Genomic DNA, 14,675 nt, shown 5'->3' on the forward strand with positions numbered 1-14,675 from the left:
CCCGGGTCCATCCCCCGGAAAAGCATGGGGAGGTGAGCTATCTGCGCCTTCCGCATCTGAGCGGCGAACTGCTGTGCTTCGTGGCCGAGGACGACCTCTGGCTGGCCCCCCTCGACGGTCCGGGCCGAGCCTGGCGGCTCACCGTCGACCGCACCAAGGTCGGCCACCCGCGCTTCTCGCCCGACGGCCGCCACCTCGCGTACACGAGCTGGCGCAGCCTGGTCCCGGAGATCCACCTCGTGCCGGTGGAGGGCGGCCCGGGGCGGCAGCTCACCCACTGGGGGTCGGCCGACACCCAGGTCTGCGGCTGGACACCCCCCGACCGGGAGGGCAGGAGCGCCGTCCTCGCCGTCGCCTCCCACGGCGAGCCCTTCTCGTACTTCACCTGGGCGTACAAGGTCCGCCCCGACGGCGACCCCGGCCGCAAACTGCCCTGGGGCCCGGTCTCCGACCTCCAGGTCGCCGACCTCGACGGCGAGCGCAGGACCCTGCTCCTCACCGGCACCCCGCCGCACGAACCGGCCGCCTGGAAGCGCTACCGGGGCGGCGCCACGGGCCGCCTCTGGCTGCACGGCGAGCGCGTCCTCCCGGATCTCAACGGCCACCTCCACTCCCCCATGTTCGTCGGCGGCCGGATCGCCTTCCTCTCCGACCACGAGGGCATCGGCAACCTCTACTCGTGCGCCCACGACGGCTCCGACCTGCGCCGCCACACCGACCACGACGCCTTCTACGCCCGGCACGCGGCGAGCGACGGCACCCGGGTGGTGTACCAGTGCGCCGGCGACCTGTGGATCGTCGACGACCTCGCCGCCGACTCGGTGCCCCGCCGGCTCGACGTCCGGCTGAGCGGACCGCGCGCGGGACGCCGTACCTACCAGGTTCCCGCCACCCAGCACGTGGACGGCATCTCGGTCGACGAGACGGGCCGCGCGAGCGCGGTCGTCGTCCGCGGCAGCCTGTACTGGCTGACCCACCGCGACGGACCCGCCCGCACCCTCACCGACACCCCGGGCGTACGGGTCCGGCTCCCGGAGATGCTCGGCCAGGCCGGCCAGGTCGCGTACGTGACGGACGCGGAGGGCGAGGACGCGGTCGAGATCGCCTCCCTGCCGAGGGCGACCGGCGACCGTGCGCCGCGGCGGCTGGCCTCGGGCGAGCTGGGGCGGGTGCTGGAACTGGTCTCCGACCCGGCGGGCGGGCGCCTCGCCATCGCCGCGCACGACGGACGGGTCCTCCTCCTCACCGTGCCCGGCGCCGCGGGCACCGAGGAGTCGGGCGGCGAGGAGTCGGGCGGCGAGGAGTCGGGCGGCGAGGAGTCGGGCGGCGAGGTGACCGAGCTGATCCGCTCCGTCAACGGGCCGGTGCGCGACCTCGCCTTCTCCCCGGACGGGGCGTGGCTGACCTGGTCGCACCCCGGGATCGGCCGGTCACTGCGGCAGATCAAGATGGCCCGTATCAAGGACCGGCTGATCGTCGACGTCACCAACGGCCGCTTCGAGGACGAGAACCCGGTCTTCACCCGGGACGGCCGCTATCTCGCCTTCCTCTCCTGGCGCGGCTTCGACCCCGTCTACGACGTGCACACCGGCGACCTGTCCTTCCCGCTCGGCTGCCGTCCCTACCTGGTCCCCCTCTCCTCCGCGACCCCCTCCCCCTTCGCCCTCACCCCGGAGGGCCGGCCGGCCGCCGGAGGGCTGGACCCGGTGGAGGACGAGGGCGGCGACGGCACGGTGACCGTCGAGGCCGAGGGGCTGGAGAGCCGGGTGACCCCGTTCCCGGTCACCGCCTCCAAGTACTCGGCGCTGTACCCGGTCGCGGGCGGCGGACTGGTCTGGCTGCGCTGGCCGATCTCGGGAGCGCTCGGCGAGACGTTCGCCAACCCCGACGACACCAGCGGCCGGCCGACCCTGGAGTTCTTCAACATCACCAAGGCGAAGAAGTCCGAACTCGTCGACCACCTCGACTGGTTCGCGGTCAGCGGCGACGGCACCCGGCTGGTCGTCGTCGACGAGGGCGAGCTGCGCGCGGTGCCGTCGAACGAGATGGGCGACGGCGACTCGACGGTCTGGATCGACGCCCGCCGCATCCTCCACGAGGTCGACCCGCCCGCCGAGTGGCGCCAGTCCTACGAGGAGGCCGGCCGGCTCATCCGCGACTACTTCTGGGACCCCGGCATGTGCGGCATCGACTGGGACGCGGTGCTCGACCAGTACCGCCCCCTGGTCGAACGGGTCGCGTCGCCCGACGAGTTCGCCGACCTGCTCCGCGAGGTCCTCGGCGAACTGGGCACCTCGCACGCCTACGTCACCGCCGCCCGCCGCAACGAGGGCCCTCCGCACTACCAGCGCCGGCAAGGGCTGCTCGGCGCCAACTTCGTCCGCCGGGACGACGGTTGGACGGTCCGGCGGATCCTGCCCGGCGACTCCTCCGACTCCAAGGCGCGTTCCCCGCTGGCCGGCACCGGCATCCGGGAGGGCGCGGTGCTCACCCACGTCGACGGCCGCCCCGTCGATCCGGCGACCGGCCCCTACCCGTTGCTGGCCGGAGCGGGCGGCACCACGGTCGAGCTGACCTTCACCCCCGCCGGGGGCGAGGGCCGGGCCCGGCGCGTGGCGGTCGTCCCCCTCCTCGACGAACGCCCGCTGCGCTACCAGGACTGGGTGGCCAAACGCCGGGCCGTAGTAAGGGAGTTGAGCGACGGTCGCTGCGGCTATCTACACATCCCCGACATGGGCGGCTCCGGCTGGGCCCAGTTCAACCGCGACCTGCGCATGGAGGTGTCCCGGCCCGCGCTCCTCGTGGACGTGCGCGGCAACGCCGGCGGCCACATCAGCGAACTCGTCGTGGAGAAACTGACCCGCCGGATCCTGGGCTGGGACCTGACCCGCGACGCCCAGCCGGTGTCGTACGCCTCCAACGCCCCCCGCGGCCCGGTCGTCGCCCTCGCCGACGAGGCGACCTCCTCGGACGGCGACATGATCACGGCCGCCTTCAAACTGCTGGGGCTCGGCCCGGTCGTCGGCCAGCGCACCTGGGGCGGAGTCGTCGGCATGACCGGCCGCCACCGCCTGGGCGACGGCACGGTGATCACCGTGCCGATGAACGCGGCCTGGTTCGACGCCTACGGCTGGTCCGTGGAGAACCACGGCGTCGTCCCCGACCTGGAGGTCCTGCGCACCCCCCTCGACTGGGCGGAAGGCCGACACGCCCAACTCGACGACGCGGTCCGACTGGCCCTGGAGCTCCTCGAATCCACCCCCCCGGCAACTCCCCCGGACCACACGGACACCCCGAACAGATCAAGGCCACCACTCCCGCCGCGCTCCTGAGGGGCCTCGGGGCAGCTCACCCAGGGGCGCGGGGCTGTATCGACGTGCGGCTCCGCCGCGCGGGCGCGACCGGCCCCCACCGGGCCCGCACCCGACAACGCACGCAAAAAAACAACGTGGGGCGCCCTCCGAGATCGAAGGGCACCCCACGTCAAACCGCGGCGTCAGGCGTCGTAGTCCTGCGACAGCCGGTCGTCCTGCTCACGCCGCATCCGCTCCGACTCCTCGTCGCGGGACGGCATGCCCTCACCCTGCCGACCCCGCTCGGGGCTGCGCTCCTGGCCCCGCTCAGGACCGCGCTCGCCGCGCTCCTGCGCACCACGCTCCGGCGAACGCTCCTGGCCCTGCTCCCGGCCCTGCTGAGCCTTCTGCTTGGCCTGCTCCTGCCACTGCTCCGACTTGTCCTGGAACTTGTCCTTCATACCCATGTGGGTTCACTCCCATGGAGGGTGAGGGGGATCTGTGGGCCCCGCAGCGGGGCCTCGACCAGATTCACACGGGCGGTCACCGCGCGCATGTCGATCAGTCACGGTGCGTAGCGCGCGCCTCCTCGTCAGCCGCCCCACCTGCACCGACGAGCCCTGACCGCATGCCCTCCAGCCGGGTTCCGAACCGTCGCATCTCCCGCTGCCCGACCGTCCCGATGACCGCGGGCAGATACCCGCGCACCCCCTGCATCCCGCGCAGCCACCACTGCCCGTAGACATGACTCGACCGGCGCTCGATCCCGGCCACGAGCCGGTCCACCGCGGGACCCAGCGGATACGTCTTGTTCGACGGCCAGGGCAGCCGCTGCCGCAACTCCCGCATCACGTCGTCCTGGTCGGCGCCCCGCACCATGTCGGTGTCGGTCCACGACAGGTAACCGACGCCCACCCGCACGCCCTTGTGGCCGACCTCGCCGCGCAGGCTGTGGGCGTACGCCTCGACGCCCGACTTGGACGCGCAGTACGCCGTCATCATCGGCGCCGGAGTGATCGCGGCGAGGGAGGCGATCTGGAGCAGATAGCCCCGGCTCTCCATCAGCACCGGCAGGAAGGCCCGCGCGGTGACCGCCGATCCGATCAGGTTGACCTCGATCACCCGCCGCCAGGCCACCGGGTCGGAGTCGACGAAGGGCCCGCCGGTGGCGACACCGGCGTTGGCGACGACGATGTCGACCTTCCCGAACCGTTCCTTGACCTCCTCGGCGACCCGGGCCATCGCCTCGTGGTCGGTGACGTCGGCGTACCAGTAGGCGTGGTCGCCGTGCAGCCGCTCGGCGACCTGCTTGAGCGCGTCCGGCTCCAGCCCGACCAGCGCCACCTTCGCGCCGCGCGCGGACAGCTTGCGGGCCAGCAGCTCCCCCACGCCCCGCGCGGCCCCGGTGACCACCGCGACCTGACCTTCGAGGCTCACCCTGCTCATACGTCCTCCTTGACGTCGACGACGACCTGACCTGCGACCTGACCTGTGTGGACGTAGGTGGTGACGAGTTCGCGTATCTTCCCGGTGACGGCCTCGGGCGCCTCGACGGGAGTCATGTGGCCGATGCCGGGCAGTTCGGTGAGGCCCAGGCAGTCGGGCAGCGCGGCGACCAGGGCACGGGACTGCACCGGAGGCGTGAGCCGGTCGGCGGAGCCTACGATCACCGCGGTCGGCACGGCCAACTCCCCCACCCCGCGGTCGAGATCGAGCAGCCCGAGCACCTCCGACCAGGCGTGCCGCACCTTGCGCGGACAGGCGTGCACGATCCTGGCGCAGGCCTCGACCATGTGCGGGGCCGAACCGGCGCCCATCGTCCCGTACCTGAGGATCCGCCGGGCGAGCGGCGTGACCGGCCCGAGCGGGGCGCGCGAGCCGAGGAGCCGCCGGGTCAGCGAGGTCCGCAGCCGGCCGGCCCGGATCGGTATCACCAGCGACTCGGCGACCAGCCGGGACGACCCCGTGCTGCACAGCAGTACGGCCGCCGCGTGGTCCCGGAAACCGCGCGCCCCGGCCCGCCCGGCCGCGGCCAGCACCGTCATCCCGCCCATCGAGTGACCGGCGATCACGGCCTTCTCCCCGGGCGCGAGGGTCGCCTCCAGTACGGCTTCGAGGTCGTCGGCGAGGGCGTCCGTACCGCAGACGGCGTGTGCCGGGCTGCGTCCGTGGCCGCGCTGGTCGTAGGCGACGACCCGGTGATCGGCGGCCAACTCGCGTATCTGCGCGGCCCAGAAGGCCGTCGAGCAGGTCCAGCCGTGGGCGAGGACCACGGCGGGCGCGTCCTCGGGGCCGTGCACCTCGACGTGCAGCCGGGCGCCGTCGGCGGAGACCGCGGTGAGTTCGCGGGCGGGGACGGGCGGGGCGTAGGGCCCCGAGGAGACGTGCAGGAGACGGCTCATGCGCCGGCCTCGGCCTTCCGCACGGCCGGTGCCCGCAGCACCTCGTACTCGCTCAGGTCCACCCGCCGTGTCACCCGCCGGAACTCGCTCGTGGTCCCCGGCCAGACGGTGGTGTTGCGGCCGTTGGCGTCCAGGTACCAGCTGTCGCAGCCGCCGGTGTTCCACACCGTGCGCTTCATCCGCTCCTGCACCAGGTGGTTCCAGCCGCGGACGGCCTCGGGGCGGGCGTCGAGGGCGACCCGGCCGCCGAGTACGCCCAACTGCCGTACGTAGTCGGCGAGATAGTTGAGCTGGGACTCGATCATCAGGATCATCGAGGAGTTGCCGAGGCCGGTGTTGGGCCCGATGATCGTCATCCAGTTGGGGAATCCGGCGGCGGAGGCTCCGCGCAGGGCCTCCATCCCGTCCTTCCAGGACTCGGCGAGGGTCCGTCCGTCCGCGCCGATCACCCGGTCGGCGATCGGCATGTCCGTGACGTGGAAGCCGGTGCCGAAGACGATCGCGTCGACCTCGGCCTCGGTGCCGTCGGCGGCCACGACCGTCGAGCCGCGAACCTCGCTCAGCCCGCTCGCGACGACGTCGACGTTCGGCTCCGCCAGCGCCGGATAGTAGGTGCTGGACAGCAGGATCCGCTTGCAGCCGATGCGGTAGTCGGGGGTGAGTCTGGCGCGCAGCGCCGGGTCCTTGATGGCGCGGCCCATGTTCCGCTTGGCCAACTGCTCCACCATGCCCAGCTCATTGGGGCGCTTGGTGAACGCCTGGACCTGCAACTCCCTGATGCCCCAAAGGAGTCCGCGCCGCATTCGGGCGGTGAGGGGCAGTGCCCGGTGCAGGGCGCGTTCGCCCGGGGTGATCGCCCGGTCCATGCGGGGCATCACCCAGGGCGGGGTGCGCTGGAAGAGGGTGAGCCGGTCCACGAGGGGCTGGACGGCGGGCACGATCTGGATGGCGGACGCGCCGGTCCCGACCATCGCGACCCGCTTGCCGCGCAGGTCGTAGTCGTGGTCCCAGCGGGCCGAGTGGAAGACCTTGCCGGGGAAGGTGTCCAGGCCCGGGATGTCCGGCGTCTTCGGATCGGACAGCGGCCCGGTGGCGGAGACGACGAGGTCCGCGGAGAGCGAACCGGAGGCCGTCTCGATGTCCCAGCACAGCCGCTCCGCGTTCCAGGTCATCGTCTTGACCTCGGAGTTCAGGCGGATGTGCGGGCGGAGCCGGAAGACGTCGGCGACATGTTCCAGGTAGGCGCGGATGTGCTGCTGCCCGGAGAAGGTGCGCGGCCAGTCGGGGTTGGGCGCGAAGGAGAACGAGTACAGGTGGGACGGCACGTCACAGGCGCACCCCGGATAGGTGTTGTCCCGCCAGGTGCCGCCGACGCTGTCGGCCCGTTCCAGGACGACGAAGTCCGTGACACCCTCCCGCCGCAGCCGTACGGCGGCTCCCAGCCCGCCGAACCCCGACCCGATCACCGCCACCCGCACATGTTCCTGCTCGGCCATCCCGAAGCCTCCACGCGTCGAATCGAACCCTGTGAACCCTGTTCCCCACCAACCGCGCCAGTGAACACTGGCGCAATCGGAGCGTAGAACAGGTCTCTACTCATGGGTAGGGGTCGGGCAGGGAAAGTTACCGGGAGTACGTCGTAGGGTGCGGGCGTGGCAGACACGCGTGAATACCGCATGGAGGAGCTGGCCGGGGAGGCCGGGATCACGGTGCGCACCCTGCGCTTCTACCGCGAGCGCAAACTGATCCACCCACCGCGCCGCGAGGGCCGTATCGCCTGGTACGACGACAGCCATCTGGCACGGCTGCGCACCATCTCCGCACTCCTGGACCGCGGCCACACCCTGAACGGCATCGCGGAACTCGCGGAGGCCTTCGACCACGGCCGCGACGTCGGCGAACTCCTGGGCGTCGACACCCCCACCGAGGAGGAGCCGGTCCGCCTCACCCCCGAGGAGCTCGCCGCCCGCTTCGAGGGCCAGGTCACCCCCGAGAACCTCGCCGCCGCCCTGGATCTCGGCTACCTCGGCACCGACGGCGACGAGATCGTCCACATCAGCCGCCGCCTCCTGGACGTCTCCTCCACCCTGGTCCAGGAGGGCATCCCGCTCGCCGAGGTCCTCACCGCCGGCGCCCGCGTCCGCGAACACGCCGACGCCCTCGCCGAACTCTTCACCACCCTGATCCTCCGCCACGGCCCCGAAACGGACCTCCAGCGCCTGCGCCCCCTGGCCCGCAGCGTGGTGGAGGCGGAACTGTCACTGGCACTGGACCGGCAGCTGCGCAAGCGCTCCTAGCGGTCGTAGGCGACGGTGACCGGCGCATGGTCGGACCAGCGCTCGGCATGCGTGGCCGCGCGCTCCACGTACCCCTTGACCGCCTGGACGGCGAGGCCCGGCGTCGCCACCTGGTAGTCGATCCGCCATCCTGAATCGTTGTCGAAGGCCCGCCCCCGGTACGACCACCACGAGTACGGTCCCTCGACGTCCGGGTGCAGCGCCCGGACGACGTCGACGTAGCCGCCGTCCGCCGGGTCGAAGACGCGGGTCAGCCACTCCCGTTCCTCCGGCAGGAATCCGGAGTTCTTCTGGTTGCCCCGCCAGTTCTTCAGGTCGGCCTGCTGGTGGGCGATGTTCCAGTCGCCGCAGACCAGGACCTCGCGGCCGTCGGCGGCGGCTCGCTCGCGCAGTTCCTTGAGGTGGGCGAGGAACTCGCCCATGAAGCGGACCTTCTCGTCCTGGCGCTCGGTGCCGACCTCGCCGGAGGGCAGGTAGAGGGAGGCGACGGTGACGCCGGGCAGGTCGGCCTCGACATAGCGTCCGCTGCCGTCGAACTCGGCCGAGCCGAAGCCGACCCGGACCCGGTCGGGCTCGCGGCGGGTGTAGAGGGAGACGCCGGCCCGGCCCTTCGCGGCGGCGGGCGCGTGGACGACGTGCCAGCCGTCCGGCGTACGGACATGCTCCGGCAGCTGCTGCGGCTCCGCGCGCACCTCCTGGAGGCAGAGCACGTCGGCGGAGGTCTCGGCGAGCCACTCCACGAAGCCCTTCTTCGCGGCGGCACGCAACCCGTTCACATTCACAGAGGTCACAGTCAGCACCCGGGCACGATACCGGCACACTGGACCGAGCCCCGCCTCGCCGGGACCGGGACCGGACCGGCTGCCGTTCACCGGGCCGACCCCTCCCCCGAAATGAATTGATATACGGTACATGGCATGGATGTCCGTCGCGTTTCCTTCGACCACCCCGACGCCGTCAAGCTCAACGACCAGGTCCAGGCCGAGTACCACGTCCGCTACGGCGACGGCGGCGACGCCACGACCCTGGACGCCTCGGACTTCGACCCGCCGAACGGCGTGTACCTGATCGCGTACGACGAGACCGGCGCCCCCGTCGCCACGGGCGGCTGGCGCGCCCAGGACACCAACGACGAGGGCAACATCGACGGGGACGCCGAGCTGAAGCGGATGTACGTCCTAGACGCGATGCGCGGCCGGGGCCTGGCCCGCCGCATCCTCACCGCCCTGGAGGAGGACGCCCGCGCGGCCGGCCGCAGACGCATGGTCCTGGAGACCGGCACCGAACAGCCGGAGGCCATCGGGTTGTACACGTCCAGCGGATACGAGCCGTGCGGCAAGTTCGGCTACTACCGGCACTACGAGTCGAGCCGCTGCTTCGCCAAGCCGCTGTAGGCGAGGGCCACGGCACGCGGAAGCCGCCGCGAGCGCCGCTGCCGCTCAGCTCCTGAGGTACGCCAGCACCGCCAGCACCCGCCGGTGGACGTCGTCCGCCGGTGGCAGGTCCAGCTTGGTGAGGATGCCGCCGATGTGCTTGCCGACGGCCGCCTCCGACACCACCAGCGCCCGCGCGATCGCCCCGTTCGACTTCCCCTCCGCGATCAGCGCCAGCACCTCCCGCTCGCGCGGGGTGAGCCGGGCGAGCGGATCCCGTCGCCTGCGCAGGAGTTGCCGTACGACCTCGGGGTCGACGACCGTGCCGCCCCGCGCGACCTCCCGCAGCGCGGCCACGAACTCCTCGACCTGGCCCACCCGGTCCTTGAGCAGATAGCCGACGCCGGTGCCGTCCCCGGAGTCGAGGAGCTCGGCGGCGTACGCCCGTTGCACGTACTGGCTGAGCACCAGCACCGGCAGCCCCGGCCGTTGCTCGCGCAGCCGGACGGCCGCGTGCAGCCCCTCGTCCTGGAAGCCGGGCGGCATCCGTACGTCCGTCACGACCACGTCGACGTCCGGCCCGTGCCCGGCGACCGCCGCGAGGAGGGCGTCCGCGTCGCCGACGGCGGCGAGCACCTCGTGCCCGAACCGGTTCAGCAGCCCGGCGATGCCCTCGCGCAGCAGCACACTGTCCTCGGCGAGGACTATCCGCAGGGGTCGGTCGGGGGCGTCGGCCGGCAAGGGATCTCCACACGCAGCAGGGTCGGTCCGCCCGGCGGGCTGGACAGGGTGAGTCTGCCATCGAGGACCGACACCCGGTCGGCGAGACCGGTGAGCCCGGTGCCGCGCGCGCCGTCGGCGCCGCCGCGTCCGTCGTCGCGGATGTGGAGGGTGAGCCGGCCGTCCCGGTGGCCGCCGCCGACGACGGCCCGGCGTGCCCCGCTGTGCCGGGCGACGTTCGCCAGGGCCTCGCGGACCACGAAGTACGCGGCGGACTCGACCGGTCGGGGCAGCCGCTCGGGCAGTTCCAGGTCCACGTCCACGGGGACCGGGCTGCGGTCGGCGGCGTCGCAGACAGCGGCTTCGAGGCCGTAGTCGGTGAGGACCTTGGGGTGGATGCCGTGGATGAGTTCGCGCAGTTCGGCGAGGGCCTGCCCGGCCTCCTCGTGCGCCTTGGCGAGTTGACCGGCGAGCGCGCTGTCGGGCGGGGCGTCCAGCCGGGCGAGGCCGAGGGCCATGGTGAGCGCGACGAGCCGCTGTTGGGCGCCGTCGTGCAGATCCCGCTCGATCCGACGCCGCTCCGCCTCGAAGGCGTCCACCAACCGCACCCGTGAGCGCACGAGTTCGGTGACCCGGTCCTTGCCGGTGAGCAGCGCCCGGGTCAACTCGGCGCGGGCACCGGCGAGTACACCCAGCAGATAGGCGCCGGCCGCCAGCAGGACCAGCCCGAGCACGGCGGCGGCCAGGGCCCCCGGCCAGGTGTCGACGGTCCACACCTTGGCCACCTTGGCCTCGCCGTCGACGGCCAGCAGCACCGGTGTGGCCGCCATCGTCAGCGGCAGCCCGGCCGCGAAGGCGACGGCCAGCGCGTCGAGCGGCCACAGCACACACCCGAACAGCACGGCGTACGCCAGCTCCCGCCAGGTCGCCGTGGACCGCAGCCGTGTCGACAGCCAGGCCCGCAGACCCGGCCGGTCGGGAACCCGACGGCCGTTGCCGCCCCGTGGCGCCGCTCCGAGCAGCCGCAGCCGCCACCGCTCCACGGCGGCCACGGGTGCCCCGGCCATCGCGGTGAGCACCAGCAGGGGCAGCCCCAGCAGGACGACGGAGAGAGCGCCGCCGACGACGGTCCCGCCGAGGATCGCGACGAGGACCACCGGCCCGAGCAGCGCCCCGCCGCCCAGGTGGACGAGGGCCCGCCAGGGCCACGAGGACGCCAAGTACCCACGGCCGCCGAGGGCCTGCCACACGCTCATGGAGATCACCGTAGAAGCCGGGCCCGGGCGGGGCCATGGGGCTGGGCGGAGGCCCGGCGGTATGCCTGGCCCTACCCCAGGTCTCGCCCCTGCCGCAGTGATCCGGCACGGGGTCGCGCGGTTGGCTGGCCCCCTCGCCGTCGAACCAGGGGGAGTACAGGCCGAGATGAGTAGCCACGCGATCGAACTACGGGCCGTGAGCAGGACGTTCGGGACGGGAGGCGGCAGGGTGGCCGCGCTCGACGACGTCTCGCTCGCCCTGCCCGCCGGCACGTTCACCGCCGTCATGGGCCCCTCCGGCTCGGGCAAGTCGACCCTGCTGCACTGCGCGGCCGGTCTGGACCGGCCCACCTCGGGTTCGGTACGGCTCGGCGGAACCGAGCTCACGACGCTCGGCGAACGGAGGCTGACCCTGCTGCGCCGCGAGCGCATCGGCTTCGTCTTCCAGGCGTTCAACCTGCTGCCGTCCCTCACCGCCGCCCAGAACGTCGCCCTGCCGCTGCGCCTGGCCGGGCGGCGTCCGCCGAGGGCGCGGGTACGGGAGGCGCTGGACCGGGTCGGTCTCGCCGACCGGGCCGGACACCGGCCCTCCCAGCTCTCCGGCGGCCAGCAGCAGCGTGTCGCCCTCGCCCGCGCGCTGATCACCCGCCCCGAGGTGCTGTTCGGCGACGAGCCGACCGGGGCGCTGGACTCCCGGACCGGCCGCGAGGTGCTGACACTGCTGCGGGCCGTGGTCGACGCCGAGGGCGGCACGGTGGTGATGGTGACCCACGACCCGGTGGCCGCCTCGTACGCGGACCGGGTCGTGTTCCTCGTCGACGGGCGGGTGCACGGGGAGTTGGGCGCGGCGCCGGCCGGCGAGATCGCGGCCCGCCTGACGACACTGGAGGCCGTGCCGTGCTGAGCATCGCGCTGGGGACCCTGCGCACCCGCCGGTCCGCCTTCATCGGCACGTTCGTGGCGCTGTCCCTCGGCGTCACCCTGCTCACGGTCATGGGCCTCGCCCTGGCCGCCTCCTCCGACGCCCCCGAGCGGCGGCCGGAGCGGTTCGCGGCGGCCCCGGTCGTGGTGCGGGGCGAGGACACCCTGCGCGTCCCGACCTCGCACGGCGTCCGTACCGGGCGGCTGGCGCACCCGCGCCCGGTCCCGGCCGCCGTGGTCGCCGAACTCCGCGCCCTCGGAACGGTCGTCGAGGACCGCACGTTCCCGGTACGCACCCCGGGCGGACCCGCCGACCTGGTCGGCCATCCCTGGTCGACGGCCGCGTTCGCCCCGTACGCACCGGTGACGGGCCGTGCCCCGCGCGCCGCCGACGAGGTGGTCGCGACGGGCACCTGGACGACGGTGGGCGCACGGCTCCCGACCCCGCACGGCACCGTCCGCGTGGTGGGCGCCCTGCCCGGTCTCGGCTTCGAGAACGCCCTGTTCTACCCGGACGCGGCGGCGGCCCGACGGGCGCCGGTGAGCACGCAGTTGGTGGTGGACGCGGAGGCGGGGGCGGTGCGTCGGGCGGCTCCCGGGGTGCGGGTCCTCACCGGTGACGCGCGCCGCCTCGCGGACCCCGACCCCGACCGGGACCGGGAGGCGCTGACCGCGCTGAACGCCCTGTTCGGCACGGCGGGCGGGGTCGCCGCCTTCGTGTCGGTGTTCGTCGTGGCGTCCACGTTCGCGTTCGCTGTGGCGCAGCGGCAGCGGGAGTTCGGGCTGCTGCGCACCGCGGGAGCGACCCCGGGCCAGTTGCGCCGCATGGTGGTGGCGGAGGCGCTGCTGCTCGGCGTCCTCGCCTCCGCGACGGGCTGCGCGCTCGGCGCGTACGCCGCCCCGCACCTGGCCGACCGGGTCGTGGCCGAGGGTCTGGCCCCGCCCTGGTTCACCATCGGCTCCCCTCTCTGGCCGTACCATCTCGCCTTCTGGACGGGGCTGTCGGTCGCCCTGTGCGGAGTGCTGACCGCGTCCTGGCGAGCAGGCCGGACCACCCCGGCCGAGGCCCTGCGGCAGGCGTCCGTGGACACCGGCACGATGACCTGGTCCCGCGGCCTGACCGGCACCGCCCTCCTCCTGGCCGCCGCCGTGACGCTCACCGTGTCGCTGCTGACCGACCCGGGCGACCTGCTGCACCGCGAGACGTACGTCAGCCGTCCCATGCTCCTGATCACCGCGGTCGCCCTGCTCTCCCCGGTCCTGGTCCGCCCGGTGACCCGTCTGATCACCTGGCTTCCGTCCCGGCTCCCCGGCGCCTGCGGCCTGCTGGTCCGCGAGAACACCGCCACCGGCGTCCGCCGTACCGCCGCCGTCGCGGCCCCCGTCCTGGTCACGGTCGCCCTGGCCGGCTCCCTGCTGGGCACCACCGCGACCCTGAACCGGGCCGGGGCGGCGGAGCTACGGCAGCGCACCACGGCGGACTTCGTCGTCTCGGCCCCCGACGGCCTCACCCCGGACACCGTCCGCCGCCTGCGCGCGGTGCCGGGCATCGCCGAGGTCTCCCCGAGCGCGGCCACCGCCGTCCATGTCCTGGAGGACGGCGTGGCCCTCGTCCGCTCCGAGGCCCGCGCGGCCGACCCGAAGGCCCTGGCAGCGACGGCCCGCCTTCCCGTGACGTCCGGCCGTCTGACCGACCTCGACGACCACTCGATCGTCGTCAACGAGGAGTGGGCCCGGCACACGGTCGGCGACCAGCTCACCGTCTGGCTCGGCGACGGCACCCGCGTCTCGCTCCGCGTCGCCGCCGTCATGGCGACGGGCACCGGCGACAACGGCGCCTACGTCACCCCGGCCAACGCCCCGCACGCCGTGCCCGACCGGGCCGACATCACCCTGGCACCAGGCACCGACGCGAGGTCGGTGGAGCGGGGGCTGCGCGCCGGTGGCGCCGCACAGGTCCTCACCAGGGAGGAGTGGCTGCGGTCCGTCTCCCCCGGCCTCGACCGCACCACGCGCCTCGGCTTTCTCCTCGTCCTCGGCATCGCCCTCCTCTACACCGGCATCTCCGTCGCCAACACCCTCGTCATGGCGGCCTCCGACCGGCGACAGGACCTGGCGACGCTCCGCCTGACGGGCGCCACCCCCGCACAGGCGCTGCGCGTGATCACCGCGGAAGCCCTGACCGCGGTCGCCGCCGGCGCCCTGCTGGGCCTCCTGGTGACGACCGTCAATCTCCTGGGCATACAGGCCGCCCTGGGTCTCCTGTCCGCCGGGACACCGATCCGGCTCCCCTGGCCGGCCCTCACCACGACCACCACGGCCTGCGCCCTCCTCGCCGTCGCCACCGCCCTGCCCACGGCGGCCCTGACCCTGCGACGGCGTGCGAAAGCCCCCACCAGGTTTCCCTGATGGG

Annotated in this window: 12 protein-coding genes; 5 read left to right on the top strand and 7 right to left on the bottom strand. The window is 73.4% G+C overall.

Translation table 11 applies throughout. The features are described from left to right. Window positions 1-32: 32 nt before the first annotated feature. On the top strand, window positions 33-3,332 hold the full coding sequence (locus tag ACZ5VD_RS19045; RefSeq protein ID WP_468682753.1) for a S41 family peptidase: 3,300 nt from the start codon (window positions 33-35) through the stop codon (window positions 3,330-3,332). Window positions 3,333-3,496: 164 nt separating this feature from the next. On the opposite strand, the gene ACZ5VD_RS19050 is transcribed toward ACZ5VD_RS19045, so the two are convergent. From ACZ5VD_RS19050 to ACZ5VD_RS19065, 4 genes are all read right to left on the bottom strand, one after another. Further along, a complete protein-coding gene (locus tag ACZ5VD_RS19050; RefSeq protein WP_468548955.1) occupies window positions 3,497-3,760 on the bottom strand; it encodes a hypothetical protein in 264 nt (87 codons plus the stop codon). 94 nt (window positions 3,761-3,854) lie between these two features. After that, window positions 3,855-4,739, bottom strand: a complete 885-nt coding sequence (locus ACZ5VD_RS19055) for an SDR family oxidoreductase (RefSeq protein WP_468548956.1) — start codon at window positions 4,737-4,739, stop codon at window positions 3,855-3,857. After that, complete coding sequence (locus ACZ5VD_RS19060; RefSeq protein ID WP_468548957.1) at window positions 4,736-5,695, bottom strand: alpha/beta fold hydrolase; 960 nt, start codon at window positions 5,693-5,695, stop codon at window positions 4,736-4,738. Before ACZ5VD_RS19060 ends, ACZ5VD_RS19055 begins: the two co-directional genes overlap by 4 nt. Next, window positions 5,692-7,191 (bottom strand): flavin-containing monooxygenase, encoded by a 1,500-nt coding sequence (locus ACZ5VD_RS19065; protein WP_468548958.1) that lies wholly within the window; start codon window positions 7,189-7,191, stop codon window positions 5,692-5,694. Before ACZ5VD_RS19065 ends, ACZ5VD_RS19060 begins: the two co-directional genes overlap by 4 nt. 156 nt (window positions 7,192-7,347) lie before the next feature. Here ACZ5VD_RS19065 and ACZ5VD_RS19070 point away from each other — a divergent pair, with 156 nt between their 5' ends. Further along, window positions 7,348-7,992 carry a MerR family transcriptional regulator gene (locus tag ACZ5VD_RS19070; RefSeq protein ID WP_468548959.1) on the top strand — a complete coding sequence of 215 codons (645 nt, stop codon included), beginning with the start codon at window positions 7,348-7,350 and terminating at the stop codon, window positions 7,990-7,992. On the opposite strand, the gene ACZ5VD_RS19075 is transcribed toward ACZ5VD_RS19070, so the two are convergent. Next, window positions 7,989-8,792, bottom strand: coding sequence for an exodeoxyribonuclease III (locus ACZ5VD_RS19075; protein ID WP_468682754.1), 804 nt, complete (start codon window positions 8,790-8,792; stop codon window positions 7,989-7,991). The genes ACZ5VD_RS19070 and ACZ5VD_RS19075 overlap by 4 nt on opposite strands. A 117-nt stretch (window positions 8,793-8,909) precedes the next feature. On the opposite strand from ACZ5VD_RS19075, the gene ACZ5VD_RS19080 reads away from it, so the two are divergent. Next, entirely contained in the window at window positions 8,910-9,386 is a 477-nt protein-coding gene (locus tag ACZ5VD_RS19080; protein ID WP_468682755.1) for a GNAT family N-acetyltransferase, read from the top strand. A gap of 45 nt (window positions 9,387-9,431) precedes the next feature. Here the strand turns inward: ACZ5VD_RS19080 and ACZ5VD_RS19085 are convergent, their stop codons facing one another. Next, window positions 9,432-10,106 (bottom strand): response regulator, encoded by a 675-nt coding sequence (locus ACZ5VD_RS19085; RefSeq protein ID WP_468548962.1) that lies wholly within the window; start codon window positions 10,104-10,106, stop codon window positions 9,432-9,434. After that, window positions 10,070-11,341 (bottom strand): sensor histidine kinase, encoded by a 1,272-nt coding sequence (locus ACZ5VD_RS19090; RefSeq protein WP_468682756.1) that lies wholly within the window; start codon window positions 11,339-11,341, stop codon window positions 10,070-10,072. The genes ACZ5VD_RS19085 and ACZ5VD_RS19090 overlap by 37 nt, the downstream gene beginning before the upstream one ends. A 166-nt stretch (window positions 11,342-11,507) precedes the next feature. Between ACZ5VD_RS19090 and ACZ5VD_RS19095 the strand changes: the two genes are divergently transcribed. Both ACZ5VD_RS19095 and ACZ5VD_RS19100 read left to right on the top strand, forming a co-directional pair. Next, window positions 11,508-12,245, top strand: coding sequence for an ABC transporter ATP-binding protein (locus ACZ5VD_RS19095; RefSeq protein WP_468682757.1), 738 nt, complete (start codon window positions 11,508-11,510; stop codon window positions 12,243-12,245). Further along, a complete protein-coding gene (locus ACZ5VD_RS19100; RefSeq protein ID WP_468682758.1) occupies window positions 12,239-14,671 on the top strand; it encodes an ABC transporter permease in 2,433 nt (810 codons plus the stop codon). The genes ACZ5VD_RS19095 and ACZ5VD_RS19100 overlap by 7 nt, the downstream gene beginning before the upstream one ends. The last annotated feature ends 4 nt before the right edge of the window (window positions 14,672-14,675 follow it).

Source organism: Streptomyces sp. NPDC032822, from assembly GCF_055578825.1.

Excerpts from the sequence above, each read along its gene's own strand:
- ACZ5VD_RS19065 (WP_468548958.1), bottom strand. The coding sequence starts at position 7,191 with ATGGCCGAGCAGGAACATGTGCGGGTGGCGGTGATCGGGTCGGGGTTC.
- ACZ5VD_RS19095 (WP_468682757.1), top strand. The coding sequence starts at position 11,508 with ATGAGTAGCCACGCGATCGAACTACGGGCCGTGAGCAGGACGTTCGGG.
- ACZ5VD_RS19060 (WP_468548957.1), bottom strand. The coding sequence starts at position 5,695 with ATGAGCCGTCTCCTGCACGTCTCCTCGGGGCCCTACGCCCCGCCCGTC.
- ACZ5VD_RS19080 (WP_468682755.1), top strand. The coding sequence starts at position 8,910 with ATGGATGTCCGTCGCGTTTCCTTCGACCACCCCGACGCCGTCAAGCTC.
- ACZ5VD_RS19055 (WP_468548956.1), bottom strand. The coding sequence starts at position 4,739 with ATGAGCAGGGTGAGCCTCGAAGGTCAGGTCGCGGTGGTCACCGGGGCC.
- ACZ5VD_RS19090 (WP_468682756.1), bottom strand. The coding sequence starts at position 11,341 with ATGAGCGTGTGGCAGGCCCTCGGCGGCCGTGGGTACTTGGCGTCCTCG.
- ACZ5VD_RS19050 (WP_468548955.1), bottom strand. The coding sequence starts at position 3,760 with ATGGGTATGAAGGACAAGTTCCAGGACAAGTCGGAGCAGTGGCAGGAG.